The 16,679-nt window shown below is 72.0% G+C and carries 13 protein-coding genes; 5 read left to right on the top strand and 8 right to left on the bottom strand.

The window, feature by feature from the left end:
• Window positions 1–11: 11 nt before the first annotated feature.
• Window positions 12–1,010, bottom strand: a complete 999-nt coding sequence (locus RY94_RS02455; protein ID WP_052273842.1) for a nucleotide-binding protein — start codon at window positions 1,008–1,010, stop codon at window positions 12–14.
• Between the two features lie 79 nt (window positions 1,011–1,089).
• Here RY94_RS02455 and RY94_RS02450 point away from each other — a divergent pair, with 79 nt between their 5' ends.
• Window positions 1,090–1,548 (top strand): Rv3235 family protein, encoded by a 459-nt coding sequence (locus RY94_RS02450; RefSeq protein ID WP_052273841.1) that lies wholly within the window; start codon window positions 1,090–1,092, stop codon window positions 1,546–1,548.
• Here RY94_RS02450 and secA read toward each other — a convergent pair whose 3' ends face one another.
• From secA to mtrA, 7 genes are all read right to left on the bottom strand, one after another.
• Complete coding sequence (gene secA, locus RY94_RS02445) at window positions 1,549–4,260, bottom strand: preprotein translocase subunit SecA (RefSeq protein ID WP_043441116.1); 2,712 nt, start codon at window positions 4,258–4,260, stop codon at window positions 1,549–1,551.
• 123 nt (window positions 4,261–4,383) lie between these two features.
• Entirely contained in the window at window positions 4,384–5,595 is a 1,212-nt protein-coding gene (locus RY94_RS02440; RefSeq protein WP_043441115.1) for a winged helix-turn-helix domain-containing protein, read from the bottom strand.
• A gap of 99 nt (window positions 5,596–5,694) precedes the next feature.
• Window positions 5,695–6,417 carry a ribosome hibernation-promoting factor, HPF/YfiA family gene (hpf, locus tag RY94_RS02435; RefSeq protein ID WP_043441113.1) on the bottom strand — a complete coding sequence of 241 codons (723 nt, stop codon included), beginning with the start codon at window positions 6,415–6,417 and terminating at the stop codon, window positions 5,695–5,697.
• Window positions 6,418–6,525: 108 nt separating this feature from the next.
• Window positions 6,526–7,572 (bottom strand): ComF family protein, encoded by a 1,047-nt coding sequence (locus tag RY94_RS18540; RefSeq protein WP_052273840.1) that lies wholly within the window; start codon window positions 7,570–7,572, stop codon window positions 6,526–6,528.
• 62 nt (window positions 7,573–7,634) lie between these two features.
• Window positions 7,635–9,371: an LpqB family beta-propeller domain-containing protein gene (locus RY94_RS02425; protein ID WP_043441111.1), complete on the bottom strand. Its 1,737-nt coding sequence runs from the start codon at window positions 9,369–9,371 to the stop codon at window positions 7,635–7,637.
• Complete coding sequence (gene mtrB, locus RY94_RS02420; RefSeq protein WP_052273839.1) at window positions 9,371–11,173, bottom strand: MtrAB system histidine kinase MtrB; 1,803 nt, start codon at window positions 11,171–11,173, stop codon at window positions 9,371–9,373. The genes RY94_RS02425 and mtrB overlap by 1 nt, the downstream gene beginning before the upstream one ends.
• 100 nt (window positions 11,174–11,273) lie before the next feature.
• A complete protein-coding gene (mtrA, locus tag RY94_RS02415) occupies window positions 11,274–11,951 on the bottom strand; it encodes an MtrAB system response regulator MtrA (RefSeq protein ID WP_043441108.1) in 678 nt (225 codons plus the stop codon).
• 168 nt (window positions 11,952–12,119) lie between these two features.
• On the opposite strand from mtrA, the gene RY94_RS02410 reads away from it, so the two are divergent.
• The 4 genes from RY94_RS02410 to RY94_RS02395 are packed head-to-tail and all read left to right on the top strand — an operon-like array spanning window position 12,120 to window position 16,627.
• Window positions 12,120–13,508: a proline-rich domain-containing protein gene (locus tag RY94_RS02410; protein WP_156134980.1), complete on the top strand. Its 1,389-nt coding sequence runs from the start codon at window positions 12,120–12,122 to the stop codon at window positions 13,506–13,508.
• A 43-nt stretch (window positions 13,509–13,551) separates the two neighbouring features.
• Window positions 13,552–14,211: a DUF4129 domain-containing protein gene (locus tag RY94_RS02405; protein ID WP_052273837.1), complete on the top strand. Its 660-nt coding sequence runs from the start codon at window positions 13,552–13,554 to the stop codon at window positions 14,209–14,211.
• Window positions 14,208–15,500, top strand: coding sequence for a DUF4350 domain-containing protein (locus RY94_RS02400; protein ID WP_052273836.1), 1,293 nt, complete (start codon window positions 14,208–14,210; stop codon window positions 15,498–15,500). Before RY94_RS02405 ends, RY94_RS02400 begins: the two co-directional genes overlap by 4 nt.
• A complete protein-coding gene (locus RY94_RS02395) occupies window positions 15,497–16,627 on the top strand; it encodes an AAA family ATPase (RefSeq protein WP_231554383.1) in 1,131 nt (376 codons plus the stop codon). The genes RY94_RS02400 and RY94_RS02395 overlap by 4 nt, the downstream gene beginning before the upstream one ends.
• Window positions 16,628–16,679: the final 52 nt, after the last annotated feature.

Here is a 16,679-nt window from a genome sequence, read left to right as displayed (position 1 = left end):
GTTGCGACCTCTTACCGTGGAAGCCTAGCCGGGATACCCGGAAACTTCACGTTGCGCGACCGCCCTCCGGGCCCGCGCCGCCGCGTCTGTCCGGCAGCGGGGACATCGGCGAGGCCGGCGATCGCGAGTCTCAGCGGGGAGCCCGGCGCGGTCTCGAGCAGGGCCGTTCCGGCGAGCAGCGCCCGGTCCGCCGCCGCATGGTCCATGGGTAGGAAGGCGGAGATCCCGAGGGACGGTCCGAAGCGCTCCCAGGCCTCCCGCAGCTGCGTCTCGGGAGCACGGCCCACCGCTGCCGCCCGCACCTTGTTGAACACCACACGCGGTGTGGCCGTCGGGACCGCGTCGCCGAGTTCCGCGAGCGCCTTCACGAGGCGCGGGACGCCGATGGTATCCGCCGCGCCGATGGCGATGACCGTGTCCGCGACCTCCAGGCAGCGCAGGGCGGCACCGTTGCGGCGCGGCGCGAGGGTGTCGAAGCTGAGTTCCTCGTCGGCCTCGAGGCAGAATCCGCAGTCGACGACGGTCACCTCCGCCAGGGAGCGTCCCGCCTCGAGGACCCTGCCGAGGGCCGCGGGCCGCAGCTCGGGCCATCGGTCCGGGCGGGTGATGCCGGTCAGTACGCGCAGGCGGCCGCCCTTCACCGCGACGCTCACCGCGATCCGGCCGAGCGTCGTGCCGTCGATGCGGCCCTGGTCGGCGAGTCGGCAGGCCTGGGCGAGGCCTGCCGACTCGTCGAGCAGCCCGAGCGACGCACCGATGCTCGCCCCGTAGGTATCGGCGTCGACCAGCAGGACCGAGCTGCCCGCCGCGGCGAGTTCCGCGGCCATGTTGAGGGCCACGGTGGTCCGTCCCGGTGCCCCCGGCGGACCCCAGACGGCCACGATCCGCCCGGCGCCCGGTTCCTCGGCCACCTCGGCGGGTTGTACGGCCACCGCGTCCGGCAGGCCGAGCGGATCGGCGTAGGCGAGGGAACCCCGCGGACCGACAGGGTCTGCCTCGAACCGTCCCACCGCCCGGCTCGCCGAGGCCAGCGGTGCGCCGCGACCCCTGCTGGGGACGCCTCCCCGATCAGCGGACGCGCAGGGCGCAGTGATCCCGCTCAGGTCACCGGCGGACAGGGCCATCGGACCCTGCCCGACCCCCGGCCCGCTGCCGGACGGAGACGCCACGGGCGGCGCGGATCCGGACGTCGAGCTCCGGATCGCCGGGATCGCCCGGTCCGTCTGCCAGGGGGCACTCGAAGTGCTGGACGGATCACGCCCCCTGCAGCAGATGGCCCGCTGGCTCGACGCGGAGAACTACGAGCGACTCCAGTTGCGCACCAACCTGGTGCGCTGCATCGGCGCACATCCGGCTGGTCGGGGCGGGGACGTCCGGGAGAGCACGCACCGGAACGTCGTGGTCCGATCCGCCCGCGTCTGCACCGTCAGCCCCGGCGTGTTCGAGGCCGCGGTGGTCGCTTTCGACCGGAAACGGGTCCGCGCCGTCGCTCTTCGGATCGAGCAACGGCGCGGCGCGTGGCGGGTCACCGCCCTCGAGATCGGCTGACTACTTCTTCCTGGTCTTCCGGCCGTTCGAGGGGGCGGCCTGCTGTGCCTTGTTCCGCTCCACGTGCACCTCGGCCTCGCCCTGGGCGTTGGGTGCGATGAAGTTGAGCGTGGCGGGCTTGGCGGGTGCCTCGAGTCCGGCGGCCTTGATCGTCGGCGCCTGGACCACTCCACGGCCGTCCGTGACCCCGGGGAGCCCGGTCTGGGCCGGCGTGGAGACCTCCACCTCGAGGTTGAACAGGTAGCCGATGCTCTCCTCGCGGATCGACTCCATCATCGCCTGGAAGAGGATGAAACCCTCGCGCTGGTACTCGACCAGCGGATCCCTCTGCGCCATCGCGCGGAGGCCGATGCCCTCCTTGAGGTAGTCCATCTCGTAGAGGTGCTCCTGCCACTTCCGTCCGATGACCGAGAGCACCACGCGACGCTCCAGTTCGCGCACCGTCTGCTCCCCGAGCGACTCCTCCCGCGCCTGGTAGGCCAGCTTCGCGTCGGAGAGGATCTCGTCGTGCAGGAAGTCGCGGGTGAGCTTGGACTTCCCGCCCGCTTCCTCGATGACCTCGTCGGCCGTCAGGGTGATCGGGTACAGCGTCCTGAGGTTCGTCCACAGCAGGTCGTAGTCCCAGTCGTCGCCGTGGCCCTGCGCGGTCGCCTCGTCGACCATCGCGGTGATGACGTCCTCGAGGAAGAACTGCACCTTCTCCTTGAGGTCGTCGCCCTCGAGGATCCTGCGGCGGTCGCCGTAGATCGCCTCGCGCTGGCGGTTCAGCACGTCGTCGTACTTCAGGACGTTCTTGCGCTGCTCGGCGTTGCGTCCCTCGACCTGGCCCTGGGCGCTCTCGATGGCCTTCGACACCATCTTCGATTCCAGGGCGACGTCGTCGGGCATGGTCGCGCTGTTCATGATCCGCTCGGCGCCGCCGGAGTTGAACAGGCGCATGAGGTCGTCCGTCAGGGACAGGTAGAAGCGGGACCGTCCGGGATCGCCCTGGCGGCCGGAACGTCCGCGCAGCTGGTTGTCGATGCGCCGCGACTCGTGGCGCTCCGTCCCGAGCACGTAGAGGCCGCCGATCTCGCGGACTTCCTCCTGCTCGGCCCTGACGGCCTCCTTCGCGGCCTCGAGGGCCTCCGGCCACCGCGTCTCGTACTCCTCCGGGTTGTCCGCCGGGTCCAGCCCCATCTTCTCCATCGCCGCGACGGCGTTGAATTCGGCGTTGCCGCCGAGCATGATGTCGGTGCCGCGGCCGGCCATGTTGGTGGCGACGGTGACGGCGCCCTTGCGGCCGGCCTGCGCGATGATCGAGGCCTCCCGGGCGTGGTTCTTCGCGTTCAGGACCTCGTGGCGGACGCCCGCCTTGGCGAGCTGCTTCGACAGGTACTCGCTCTTCTCGACGCTCGTCGTGCCGACGAGGACGGGCTGGCCGGTCTCGTGGCGCTCCACGATGTCCTTGACGACGGCGTCGAACTTCGCGACCTCGTTCTTGTAGATGAGGTCGGAGAGGTCCTTGCGCGCCATCTCCCGGTTGGTGGGGATGGGGACGACGCCGAGCTTGTAGGTCGACATGAACTCTGCGGCCTCGGTCTCGGCGGTGCCGGTCATGCCCGAGAGCGTGTCGTAGAGGCGGAAGTAGTTCTGCAGCGTGACGGTGGCGAGGGTCTGGTTCTCCGCCTTGATCTCCACGCCCTCCTTCGCCTCGATCGCCTGGTGCATGCCCTCGTTGTAGCGCCGGCCCGCGAGGATGCGGCCCGTGTGCTCGTCGACGATCATGACCTCGCCGTTGAGGACCACGTAGTCCTTGTCCCGCTTGAAGAGTTCCTTGGCCTTGATGGCGTTGTTCAGGAATCCGATGAGCGGCGTGTTGGCCGACTCGTACAGGTTGGAGATGCCGAGGTAGTCCTCGACCTTCTCGATCCCGTCCTCGAGGACGCCCACGGTGCGCTTCTTCTCGTCCACCTCGTAGTCGGCGTCGACGGTGAGCTTCTGGACCACCTTCGCGAACTCGTTGTACCAGCGGTTCACGTCCCCCGAGGCCTGGCCGCTGATGATGAGCGGGGTCCGCGCCTCGTCGATGAGGATGGAGTCGACCTCGTCCACGATCGCGAAGTTGTGGCCGCGCTGCACGAGCTCCGTGGCACTCCAGGCCATGTTGTCGCGCAGGTAGTCGAACCCGAACTCGTTGTTGGTGCCGTACGTGATGTCCGCGGCGTACTGCTCGCGGCGTGTCGCGGGGTCCTGCTTGGAGAGGATGCAGCCGCTGGTCAGCCCGAGGAACCGGTAGACGCGCCCCATCAGGTCCGACTGGTACTCGGCCAGGTAGTCGTTGACCGTGACGACGTGGACGCCCTTGCCGCTCAGGGCGTTGAGGTAGGCGGGGGCGGTGGCGACGAGGGTCTTGCCCTCGCCGGTCTTCATCTCGGCGATGTTCCCGAGGTGGAGGGCCGCGCCGCCCATCAGCTGGACGTCGAAGTGGCGCAGGCCGAGCGTGCGGCTCGACGCCTCGCGGACGGCGGCGAAGGCCTCGGGCAGGAGGTCGTCCAGGGTGGCGCCGTCGGCGAGGCGCTTCTTCAGCCGCTCGGTCTCCCCGCGCAGCTCTGCGTCGGACATCCCGCGGAATTCATCCTCCAGGACATTGATCGCGTCAGCGTAGTTCCGGAGTCGCTTCAGTGTCTTCTTATCGCCGGTGCGTAGAACTCGTTCAAGAAGTGATGGCACTGGTATTTGCTCCCAATCTGATGCTGCCCAAAGATGGCGTCTCTAGTCTACGGGAGAGAGACGTCCGGCCCCCCGTTCCAGTTCCCTGCGGCACGCTGCAGCGACGCGGAACTGCGTGTCCGCTCACAGTAGCGTGCCGACCTGCGCGGCGAGCGCGGAAGCCAGGTCGCCACGGTCCTCGACGACGACGTCGTCGAGCCCCAGCCACTGTGCCAGCAGGCGCAGCTCGTCGGCGAGCTGGGCCGCCGTGTCGGCGGGGGCGCCGGGCTGCGCATGACCGGAGCGCACCAGCAACCGCCCGGACGCCCGGTCCGCCTTGAGATCGACGCGCGCGACGAACGAGTCGCGCAGCAGGAAGGGCAGCACGTAGTACCCGTGGGTGCGCCGTGCGGCCGGTGTGTAGATCCCGATACGGTAGTGGAAGTCGAAGAGCCGGTGGAGCCGGTCCCGCTCGAAGACCAGTGAATCGAAGGGACTCAGCAGTGCCCTCCCCTGGGCCTGGCGCGGGCGGGCCGCCGCGGGATGCAGGTACCACGGCTCCACGCCGGCGTCGACGGTCACGGTCTCGAGCACCCCGGCGCCCGCCAGGGCGTCGAGGACGGACCGTGTCTCCCGGACGGGGGTGCGGAAGTAGTCGGCGACGGAGCGGGCGGACGCGACGCCGAGCGCTCCCGCCGCCCGCTCGGCCAGCACCGACAGGGACTCCGTCCGGTCCGGGGCGGCGACGGCGAGGGCGGCGTCGGGCAGCACGCGCGCGACGGGGGCGTACAGGCGCTCGAACTGGTCCGTCCGCCCGGCGGAACCGATCTCGCCGCGGGCGAAGAGATCCTCGAGGACGCGCTTCAGGGCGGTCCACCGCCACCCCCACCCCTCGGCGGGGCGCACGGCGTCCCCGCCGAGCAGCCGCTGGATGCTCGACCCGCTGAGCGGTGTCCCTGCGCCGAGGAGGTCGAGGACCGCGGATCCCAGGGACTCGCGCAGGGCGGCAGGCACGCTGCCCGCGCCCATCCATGTCCTGCGTTGCCACACTCTCAGGTGAGGGAACAGCTCGGGCGGCACGAGGCTCGCCTCGTGGGCCCAGTACTCGACGAGCCTGCGCGGCGACCGGGAGTACAGGGCGTCGAACCGGGCGCGATCGTAGGATCCGAGGCGTGAGAACAGGGGCAGGTAGTGGGACCGGGTCAGGACGTTCACCGAATCGATCTGGATGACCTGCAGGCGCCGCGCGGCGGTCGCGACGGCGCGTGGGGATGAAGGCGTCTCACGACGGGGGCGGTGCAGTCCCTGGGCGGCGAGGGCGATCCGCCGCGCCTGGGCGAGGGTGAGGTTCGGCATGGGCTCCTGCACGGAACTGCCTCCGCGCGCGGCGCGGAGGCAGTTCCGTGGTCGTCGATGAGGACCACGGCCGGCGGGCGCCGGCCGTGGTGGACCCGGCTAGGCGGAGGCCGCTTCCCGGGCGCGGTACGCCAGGAGCTCCTCGGTTCCTTCCGCACCGTTCGAATCGAGCGTGATGACCCCGTAGGTCCATGCCTGGCGCCGGTACACCACCGACGGCGCTCCGGTCTCGGAGTCGACGAACAGGTAGAAGTCGTGCCCGACGAGTTCCATGCTGTCGACGGCGTCGTCCAGGGTCATCGGGACCCCGGAGAAGACCTTGCGGCGGATCAGGACCGGTGAGTCGCCCGCGGGCACGTCGTCGGGCGAGGCGTAGGCGTCGACGTCGTCCGGCTGCGGTGCGGGCTCCTGGGACGTCGGGGCGTTCGCCGCCGTCTCGAGATAGAGGGGCTGCGCCGGATCGGCGGGTTCGAGATCGGCCGTGGCGATGCGGACGGCCACGGGGGTGTGGCGGCCGTGATGGACCTTGCGACGGTCGCGGGCACGGCGCAGGCGCTCGAGGAGCTTCCCGTAGGCGAGATCGAAGGCGGCGAACTTGTCGGCCGCGGACGCTTCGGCCCGGACGACCGGGCCCCTGCAGATCACCGTGAGCTCGACCGTGAGGGAGGTATCCGCCATGCGGGCACTGGGCTCCTTGGTGATTTTCGCATCGACGCGCTGTACCTTGTCGCCGAGTTGCTCGATCTTGTCGATCTTCTCCGTAGCGTACTCACGGAAACGGTCCGATACCGCCAGGTTCCGACCATTGATCACGAATTCCATGGTGCCCTCCACATCACTAGGTGATACGACGGCGGCCGAGGCGTACCCGCAGAGCCGCCACCGACGGGTACGTATCGTCACTGTGTTGTACCCGTACTTCACGGTAGTTCACCCCCCTCTTTTATTCACCCTTCGCCACTCCCGAACTTCCTGTATGTCGCCGGCCAGGGCCTGTGCAGGGTCGGTGGCACCATGCCCCGCCGCCGACGGCCCGGCCTGTGTCCCGGGGTGGCCGCCGGTGGGCGAGGACGTCGCGGCGATGACGACCGCACCCAGCACCCGCGCCCCGCAGTTCCGCAGGACGCGGTGCACCTCGCCGATCGTCGCGCCGGTGGTGAGGACGTCGTCGACGATGATGCAGTCGCGGTCCGCCAGCAGCGCCCGCGCGTGCCTCGGCGCACGCATCGACTGCAGGACGTTCACGCGGCGCCGACGGCGGCCCAGGGCCTTCTGCCCGCCGCCCGGTCCGGACAGCGCGCCCAGACCGGCCCGGACGACCCCTCCGACCCCTGCCCGGGCCAGGGTGCCGGCCAGGCGCGACCCCGGCGCCACGTGGCGGGCCCCCGCAGCGAGCCTCGCGCCGGCCGGGAGGTCGCCTCTCCGGTCCAGGCGGGACAGCAGCAGCATGAGCGGGTCGTAGCCGCGCCGCCGGCGGGACGAGGCCCGTCCCGGTACCGGGACGAGCAGGACCGGGCGGGCTGCCGCCGGGCCGGCCCGGCCGCGGCACAGCTGCGCCACCGCTTCGTGCAGCGCTCCGGCGAGGGCCGCCCCCACGGGAGCCGCGAGGTCGACGTGCCCGTGGTCCTTGTAGGCGAGCAGGACACCCGACACCGCCCGCCCGTACCGCCCGGCGGCGACGACGGGCAGCGGACCGTAGGCGTGGGCGCCGTCGTCGTCGTGCCCGGCTCTCCCGTCCGGGCCCAGGGCGACATCGGGCAGGGACTCGGCTCCTGCCTCCGCACGGAACGGGCGCGACGTCGCACGACGGAAGGCCGCGCTGCACGCTGGACAGAGGGACGTGTCCCACCGCCCGCAGAGCACGCAGGACGACGGCAGGACGAGCGCCGCGAAGGCCGTGAGGGCATCGGCGATGCGACGACAGGGACCGGCGAGGACGATCCGGTCCAGGACGGTCGAGGGGTCGGTGGCGTGCATCACCCCAGATGATCATCCGGCGGCGCAGGCCCGGGGCCGGACCGCCGCCATGTGGACATCCGCTACCCCGGGAACGCCGGATCCGTCACCGCGAGCTGCTCGTCCACCCAACTGCTGCCGATACGTGAGTACAGCGTGCTGCCCGCCTCGGCGTAGAGGGTGTCCTCGGCGTCCGATCCGGCACTCAGGCCGAGGACGCCGTCGAGCGCGGCCATCGACTCGCGGTCGCCGTCGAGGTGGAGGATCACGGGGATCGCTTCCCCCGCTCCGACGGAGGAGGCGACGATCACGCTCTGTCCTGCCCACGTGGCCGTGTCGATCGAGCCGTCCGTCGGTAGCGTGAGCGGCGTGGTGAGCGACTGCGGGACACCCTCCGTCGACCGGGTGATCCCCGCCAGCAGCACCTCGCCCACACCGCCACGATCCGTGACGATCAGCGCGCGCGACCCGTCGCGGGCGATGCGGAGCTCCTTGACTCTCCTGTCCCCCAGCCACCCGGCCGAGAGGACCGCGGCATTCGCCTCCGTGCCGCCCGGCGGGACGGCGAGCACCTCGCTCCGCCCCCCGGCCGATCGGGTGGTCCAGACCCAGTTCTCGGGATCGAACGAAGGCCTCGTGAGGCCGCTGCCCCGGACGACGGCGCGCGCCTCGCTGCCGGGCGCCGTGATGTAGAGGGTCTCCCGATCCGCGTCGAGGAAGGAGTAGGCGCTGCCCGAGACGGACATCGCGGGGTCCCGCGGGTCGAGCGCTCCCACGGATTCCAGCCCCTCGATTGCGGTGACGGCGCCGTTGCGGACCCGCACAAGCTCGCCCTCCGCGACCGCCACCTGCTCGCCGCCGACATCGGGGGTCGGTTCGGGGACGATGAGGTCCGGAGCCGGCGGCCCCAGCTGGATGGGCTGGTCGCTGGCCATCTCCACCGAGGTGACGTCGTTGAGGTCGAGCAGGTTGGCCTGGAGCTGCTGGTTCATCTGCTGGAGCTTGAGGTTCGTCGCGTTCTCGAGGACCTCCGGCGAGAGTTCGACGGTCGCCCTGCCCGAGGTGATCGGGACGGAATCCCGGGCGAGCGTGACACCCTCGGGGAAGGCGCTGGTGACCGACCCCTGCAGGTAGGGCGCCGGGCCGGCGAGCATCGCGCCGACGATCCGCGCGGTCACCCCGGTGCGCCGGACGAACCAGCGGGCGTCGGGCACCCAGTACCGGTAGTTGCTGCTGTAGAAGTACAGGCTGTGCGAGATCAGGAGATCGCGGGCGCTGCTCTGGGCGAGCATGATGCCGTCCGGGATCTCGCCGATCCGCCATTCGCCGTCGAGCTGGACCATCCGCACGCCCAGGGTCTCCGTCGCGGGGACGACGGTGTTGGTGCGCACCCCGCGGGCGTCGACGGTCCCCGCGGTCTCCAGCTGGATCTGGTAGACGCCCTCGGACTCGCGCTTCTCGACGCGCGGGTCGGACCGGAACAGGACGATCCGTTCCTCGGGCTGCCACGTCGCGCGCAGCTCGGGGCTCAGGAACTGGCGTGCCACGCTGTAGCCGTCGCTCGCGCCCGTCCCGGCGGTGATGAAGTCGCGGAGGATCTGCTCGGGCGTCGCCCCGGGCGCTGGCCCCTCGGGGTCGAACACCGGCGCGACGGCGTCCGGTTCGCCGTCGGACGCCTCGATGACCCCCACCGGCCCCGTCGTCGGGATGGCCGAGCACCCCGTGAGCACGAGGAGGCAGGCGACGAGCAGCACGACGAGCCTGGCGGCGCCGGTGCGGGCACGTTCCCTCCGATGGACGGCCGTCGCGTGATCTCCCACTACTCTCCCTCGCTCGGTCCGTGTACTGATTCCGTCTGGTGATCGTGGGCGGGACGTTCCGGCCCCGGTCCGCCGGCCGGCGGCGGCGGCAGGGTCAGGGGCGACGACGTCAGCTCGGTCCCCTGGGTCCGGGGCAGCGTCAGGAGGAAGCACGCGCCCTCCCCGGGCATGCCCCACGCCTCCAGCCAGGCGTTGTGCAGCCGGGCGTCCTCCAGGGCGATCGAGAGTCCGAGCCCGCTGCCCCCGGTCGTCCGCGCCCGGGCGGGGTCGGCCCGCCAGAAGCGGTCGAACGCCCGCGAGGCCTGCAGCGTGGTCATGCCGATGCCGTGGTCCCGGACCGCGACGGCGACCGCCTCGGGACTGCTCGCGATGTGGATCTCCATCGGTTTCGCCTCGCCGTGCTCGAGGGCGTTGACGATGAGGTTGCGCAGGATGCGGTCGATCCGGCGTGCGTCGGCATCCGCGATGCACCGCGTCTCCTGCGACACGATCGTCACCTCTGATCCGAGCCGCTCCGCCAGGGGCCGCGCCCCCTCGATCGCGTGCTGGACGAGCTGCACGATGTCGACCGATTCCGCCTCGAGGACGGCTGCTCCGGCGTCGAACCGGGAGATCTCGAGCAGGTCCGCGAGCAGCGCCTGGAACCGCTCCACCTGGTCGAACAGGATCTCGGCCGACCGCTTGTTGATGGGGTTGAAGTCCGCGCGCGCGTCGTAGAGGACCTCCGCGGCCATCCGGACCGTGGTGAGCGGGGTGCGCAGTTCGTGGGAGACGTCGGACACGAAGCGCTGCTGCATCTGCGACAGCTGCGCCAGCTGGGTGATCTGGTCCTGCAGGCTCCCGGCCATGTGGTTGAAGGAGACGCCGAGCCTGGCCACCTCGTCCTCCCCGCTGACCTCCATGCGCTCCTGCAGCTGCCCCGCGGCGAGCTTCTCCGACACCGACGCCGCGTGGCTCACCGGCCGGACGACGCTCCGCGTCACGTACCAGGCGATCGCACCGATGACGAGCAGGAGGACGACACCGGCCAGCCACAGCACCCGGTGGATGTCGTCGAGGGTGGACTGCATGGCCGACAGGTCGTAGTAGACGTACAGCGCGTACGAGGCCTGGTCCGGTGGGAGCTGCACCTGGGTCCCGAACGCGATGCCGGGCGCGTCGGTCGCGCCGCTCTCGGTGACGGGGATCTGCAGGGGGGCCCAGTGGATGTCCTGGCCCTCCGCCACGGCGGCCTGCAGGTCCTGCGGCAGCATGCCGGCCGTCACGCCGTTCTGGCTCGCCGTCGTCGGGACGAGGACGTCACCCGAGATCGGCACCAGGATCGCGTGGCGCGGCGCGTCGGTGTCAAGGCTGGCGAGGGCCTCGACGGAGTCCAGCACGAGGCGGCTGGTGGTGTCGCGGTCGGTCGCCGAGGACTCCCGGAAGACGGCCTTCGTCCGGGTCAGCTCCTCGGTGGCCTCGGCGCTGAACTGGTCGAAGCGCTGGTCGTAGAGGGCCCCGGCGATCTGGTTCGAGAGGAACCCGCCGACGGCGACGAAGGAGACCGAGGTGAGGAGCATCGTCGCGACGACGGTCCGGAACTGGAGGGAGCGGCGCCAGCGCTGCGCCACCGACTGCAGCACCGACCGGGCGCGGGCCGATGCGGCGTGCAGCCGCGCGGCGTGCGGACCGGTCGTGGCGGACGGCCCGCCCTCGGGCGTGCCCTCCCCTGCGGCAGGCCCGTCGGCAGCAGGCCCGTCGGCGGCCCGGGGATCGGTGGTACCGGAGGCCGGGTCGGCACGCACCGCCGTCGCGGCGGTCACGTGGCCTGCCCCGGCATCCCGGTCCGGTGCGGGCTCCGGGGCCGGGGTGTCGGTGGGAGCAGCGCGGGAGCCGGAGGAGCGGCGCTCCCCGCTCCCCCCATCAGCCCTGTCCGGCCTTGTATCCGACACCACGCACCGTCAGGACGATCTCGGGTGCCTCGGGATCGCGCTCGATCTTGGAGCGGAGTCGCTGCACATGGACGTTGACGAGCCGCGTGTCGGCCGCGTGCCGGTACCCCCACACCTGTTCGAGGAGGAGTTCACGGGTGAAGACCTGCCACGGCTTCCGGGCGAGGGCCACCAGCAGGTCGAACTCGAGGGGTGTCAGCGAGACCCGCTGGCCCGCCCGTGCCACCTCGTGCCCGGCGACGTCGATGGTCACGTCGCCGATCCGCAGCGTCTCGGGAGCCTTGGATTCGGCGGGCCGCAGGCGCGCACGGACACGCGCCACCAGTTCGGCGGGCTTGAACGGCTTGGGGACGTAGTCGTCGGCCCCCGACTCGAGGCCGCGCACGACGTCGGAGGTGTCCGACTTCGCGGTCAGCATGACGATGGGGAGGTCTGATTCCGCCCGGATCTGGCGGCACACCTCGATCCCGTCCATGCCCGGGAGCATGAGGTCCAGCAGCACCAGATCGGGATGCGCGGAGCGGAAGACGCCGAGCGCCGCCGCTCCGTCGGCACAGAACACCGGGTCGAAGCCGTCGTTGCGCAGGACGATGCCGATCATTTCGGACAGGGCCTCGTCGTCGTCGATGACCAGTATGCGTGCCTTCATGCCTCAATACTGTCGTATCGACCACGCAAAGTCCCATCTGCCGCGGGGTGCGGGATGTCGCGTCGGAATCGGTGCTGCGCGGCTGCCTCGAATGGGCGTCCGCCTCACTATGATGCTGGAGGGGGCCGCTGATCGCCTGCCTCCGCGAGCACCGACCGAGGGGACGCTATGAATGACCAGGTGGAAGGCCCGCCGGACGGCGGCCCTGCGGGCGACGGGACACCGCCCCGCCACACCCCCGGCCCGGCCCCCCACCAGGACCAGGCGCAGCAGCCACCCGCGCCCTGGCAGTCCCCCGGCCGGCAGCAGACGCCCCCCGCCCCCGTCTGGGGCGCGCAGCAGGGCGGACCCGCACCCGCCAACCCGTGGGGTCGGCCCGCGGGCCCGGCCCACGGAGACGTCCCCGGATACCAGGGGCCGCCGCCGGGCAGCGGATTCCCGCCGCACTACGGCCCCCCGGCGGGCAGCCAGGGCTGGGGCGACACCTATCCGCCGCGCGGGTCGGGGCAGGGCGGCCCCGGCTTCGATCGGCACCCCGGCTACCAGGCTCCGCCGAAGCCGGGTGTCATCCCGCTGCGGCCCCTCGGGCTCGGCGAGATCCTCGACGGCGCGTTCCAGGCCTGCCGGAAGAACCCCCTGGCGACGTTCGGCATCGCCATCCTCCTGCAGGCCGTCGTCGCGCTCGTGACCGTGCTCCTGCTCGGCAATCTCCTGTCCTCCTTCGAGGTCTTCGAATCCGCGAACCCCACGCCGGACAGCCTCATCAGCGCCTTCGCCGGCCTCGGCGTCTTCGCATCGGTGGCAGGCGTCGTGTCCGCTGTCGCGCTGCTCGTGCTGCAGGGCATCCTCGTGATCCCCATCGCCCGCGCCGTCATCAACCAGACGACGACCTTCGGCCAGGCCTGGCGGCTCGCGCGGCGGCGGATCCTCCCGCTGCTCGGCTTCGGCCTGCTGGCCTTCGGCGCGGGGCTCGCGGGGCTCGCCCTCCTCGTGGGCATCTCGGCCCTCGCGATCGTCGCGCTCGAGGAGTACTCGGCCCTCGTCATCATCCCGCTCGTGCTCGGCGCGCTGGTGGCCATGGTGTGGGTGAGCACCAAGCTCGTCGTCGCCCCCGCCGCGCTGATGCTGGAGGGCGTGGGACCCTGGTCCTCCGTCAGGCGCTCGTGGCAACTGACCCGGGGCAACTGGTGGCGCACCTTCGGCATCGTGCTCCTGACCAGCATCATCGTCTCGATCATCACCTCCGTCATCTCGGCCCCGCTCTCGTTCGCGGTGACGCTCTTCTTCGGCTTCAGCACCAGTGCGTCAGCCACACCGGACGCGATGGATTCGCTGCCGGTCCTCGCCGCGTCCCAGGCCATCACGGCCCTGTTCACCGCGGTGGGCTACGCCTTCCAGGCGGGGGTCACCTCCCTGCTGTACGTCGACCTCCGCATCCGCCGGGAGGGCTTCGACGTCGTCCTCATGCGCGAACACGAGCAGGCCGGCCCGGGGACGACGGACATCCTGCCCGGCGGCACCACCTCGTTCGGACACCAGCCGGGCGGACCTGCCTGATGCCGGACGGCGCCCCCGACGGCCCCCACCCGGGGGTGCGCGCATGAGCGGTGGGATCCGCTTCCTCCTCACCCCTGACACGGACGAGGCACGGCGCCTGCTCGAGGAGGAACTGACCGAACCCCCGTACGTCGAGGCACAGCCCGGGATCGTCGAACGCATCATCTCCGAGATCCTGCGCGGCATCGCCCGGCTCCTCGACGGAATGGGCGGGCTCGCGCCGGGACCGGGCACCCTCGTGCTGGCCCTCGGCGCGGTGCTCGCCGTCATCGTGGCCGTCGTGCTCATCAAGCCACGGCTGAACGCGCGCGGCAGGAAGCAGGAGTCCGCGGTGTTCGACGACGACGCGACACACTCCGCCGACCACCACCGCGGCCGGGCAGCCGCGCTGGCGACTGCCCGGGACTGGAACGGGGCCGTCGCCGAAGTGCTGCGGGCCGTCATCCGGTCGGCCGAGGAGCGCCTCGTGGTCGCCGACCAGCCCGGACGGACGGCCACGGAGGCCGCCGCCCAGCTCGGCGCCGTGTTCGCGCCCCTGTCCGCCGACGTCGCCTGGCTGGCCGAGGTGTTCAACGAGACCCACTACGGCAGCGGGACCGCGTCCGGGGACGCCTACCGGCGCGCGGCCGCGCTCGATGCGCGGCTCTCCGCGGAACGACCCATCCCGTCCGCGGACACGACCGCCCCGGCGGCACCCCGGTGACCCGCGGGCAGCGGACCCCCGCGGCGACCCCCGCCGACGGCACCTCCCCCGACGCCGGCATGCCGGACCGCGCCGGACCCGCCCCGACGGGAGGGGCGACGGGAGGGGTGGCAGGGCACGAGGTCATGGGCGACGGCGGGACCGCGCTGACGACCGCCCGCTCCAGGCTCCGGCGTTCCCGTCCCCTGATCCTCGGGGCCCTCGTCCTGGCCCTGATCCTCCTCATCAACCTCGTCTCCGGTCCGGAGGAGGACGCGCGCCCGCTGTCCCCCGGCAACGCGGCGCCGCAGGGTGCACGAGCGGTCGCGGAGGTCCTCGCGTCCGAGGGCGTCGACGTCGTCCGGGCCGATTCGTACGACGAGGCGATCGCCGCCCTGGAGCGGGGGCCGGCGACCCTGTTCCTCAACGACGCCCAGCAGTACCTCAGCGCCGGCCAGGTGGCGGACGTGACCGTCCTGGCGGACCGCGCCGTCCTCGCCGCACCGGGAGCGCGCCAGCTGGCCGCCCTCGACGACGACTTCGCGCCGGTCGGCGCCGCGCCCCTCGACCTGGCCGGCGACGCCCCGGCCCTGTCCGCCGACTGCCCCGACACGGACGCCATAGCGGCCGGCACGCTCACCGCGTCCGGGACCGCCTACTCCGGCGCCGTCGAATGCTTCCAGGTCGCGATCGAGGACGCGACCGGCGGCCTGTACACCACGAGCGACGACGGCTCGGTCGCCGTCCTGGGCGCCCCGTCGATCCTGTCCAACGAGGCCATCACGGACGAGGGCAACGCGGCCCTCGCGCTGCGCGCGCTCGGCTCCTCGCCCACGCTCGTCTGGTACGAACCGAGCGGGGCGGACGTCGTCTCCACCGGGGAGGGCGTCGACCCGATGACGCTCCTCCCGCCCTGGGTGGATCCCCTGCTCGTCTGGCTCCTGGCCTGTGCGGTCCTCGCCATGCTGTGGCGGGGCCGGCGCATGGGCCCCCTCGCGGCCGAGCCGCTGCCCGTCGTCGTCCGCGCCGCCGAGACGGCGGAGGGCCGGGCCCGCCTCTACCAGGACTCCCGGGCCGTGGGACACGCAGCCGTGACCCTGCGCGCGGCAAGCCTCGCCCGCATGGCCCGACGGCTCCGCGTGGACCGTGCGGCCTCCGCCGCGGAGGTCATCGACGCGGCCTCCCGCCACAGCGGCAGGCCCCGGACCGAGATCGAGCAGCGGCTGCTCAGCGTCCCGACCACCAACCACCAGCTTGTGCTCTGGGCACAGGACATCCTCGACCTCGAGAAGGAGATCACGCCCTCATGAACCAGACCGGACGCCGGCAGGAAGAGCAGGACGAGCAGGCAGCACCCGCCGGAGGTGCCCACCAGGCGACACGCACGGAGGACCCGGGCGCGCTGTCGGACGGGCAGGTCGACGGGCGGGTCGACGGCGCGGGGCACGGCCGGACAGCCGGCCCGGCCGATCAGGCCGCCGCCGACGGCGCCTCGGCCCGGGACGCCCTCCTGCGGGTGCGCGCCGAGGTGGGCAAGTCGATCGTGGGCCAGGACGCGGCGGTCACGGGCCTCCTCATCGGTCTCCTCGCGGACGGGCACGTGCTGCTGGAGGGCGTGCCGGGCGTCGCCAAGACGCTGCTGGTCCGGACGCTGGCCACCGCCCTGGACCTCGACACGAAGCGCGTCCAGTTCACCCCGGACCTCATGCCGGGCGACATCACGGGTTCGCTCATCTACGAGTCGAAGACCTCCGAGTTCACCTTCCGCGAGGGCCCGGTGTTCACGAACATCCTGCTCGCCGACGAGATCAACCGCACCCCGCCCAAGACCCAGGCGTCACTGCTCGAGGCGATGGAGGAGCGGCAGGTCTCCGTGGACGGCGTGTCACGGCGCCTGCCGACGCCCTTCATCGTCGCGGCCACGCAGAACCCCGTGGAATACGAGGGCACCTATCCCCTGCCCGAGGCCCAGCTCGACCGCTTCCTGCTGAAGCTCACCCTCCCGCTCCCCGGGCGCGAGGACGAGATCGAGGTGATCCGTCGGCACAGCGTCGGGTTCGACCCCCGCAACCTCGCTGCGGCCGGCGTGCGGGCCGTGGCGGGCGCGGCGGACCTCGACCGGGCGCGCGCCGCGGTGTCCGGCGTCGCGATCGCCCCGGAGGTCCTCGCCTACATCGTGGACCTGGTCCGCGCCACGCGGACCTCCCCGTCCTTCCAGCTCGGCGTCTCGCCGCGCGGCGCCACCGCGCTGCTCAACACCTCGCGCGCCTGGGCGTGGCTCTCCGGCCGCTCCTTCGTGACGCCCGACGACGTCAAGGCCCTCACCCTGCCGGCGCTCCGCCACCGGGTCGCCCTGCGGCCGGAGGCGCAGATGGACGGTGTCGGCGTGGACGACGTGCTCGGCAGCATCCTCGGCTCCGTCCCCGTCCCGCGGTAGGTCCATCACCCCGACCACCCGTGCACGCGCCGCCGCGCACGGGGTCCGAGAG

Source organism: Arthrobacter sp. L77, from assembly GCF_000816565.1.
Taxonomy (GTDB): domain Bacteria; phylum Actinomycetota; class Actinomycetes; order Actinomycetales; family Micrococcaceae; genus Arthrobacter_D; species Arthrobacter_D antioxidans.
Note: the sequence above shows the minus strand (reverse complement) of the source record. Positions and strands in the feature narration are given on the sequence as shown.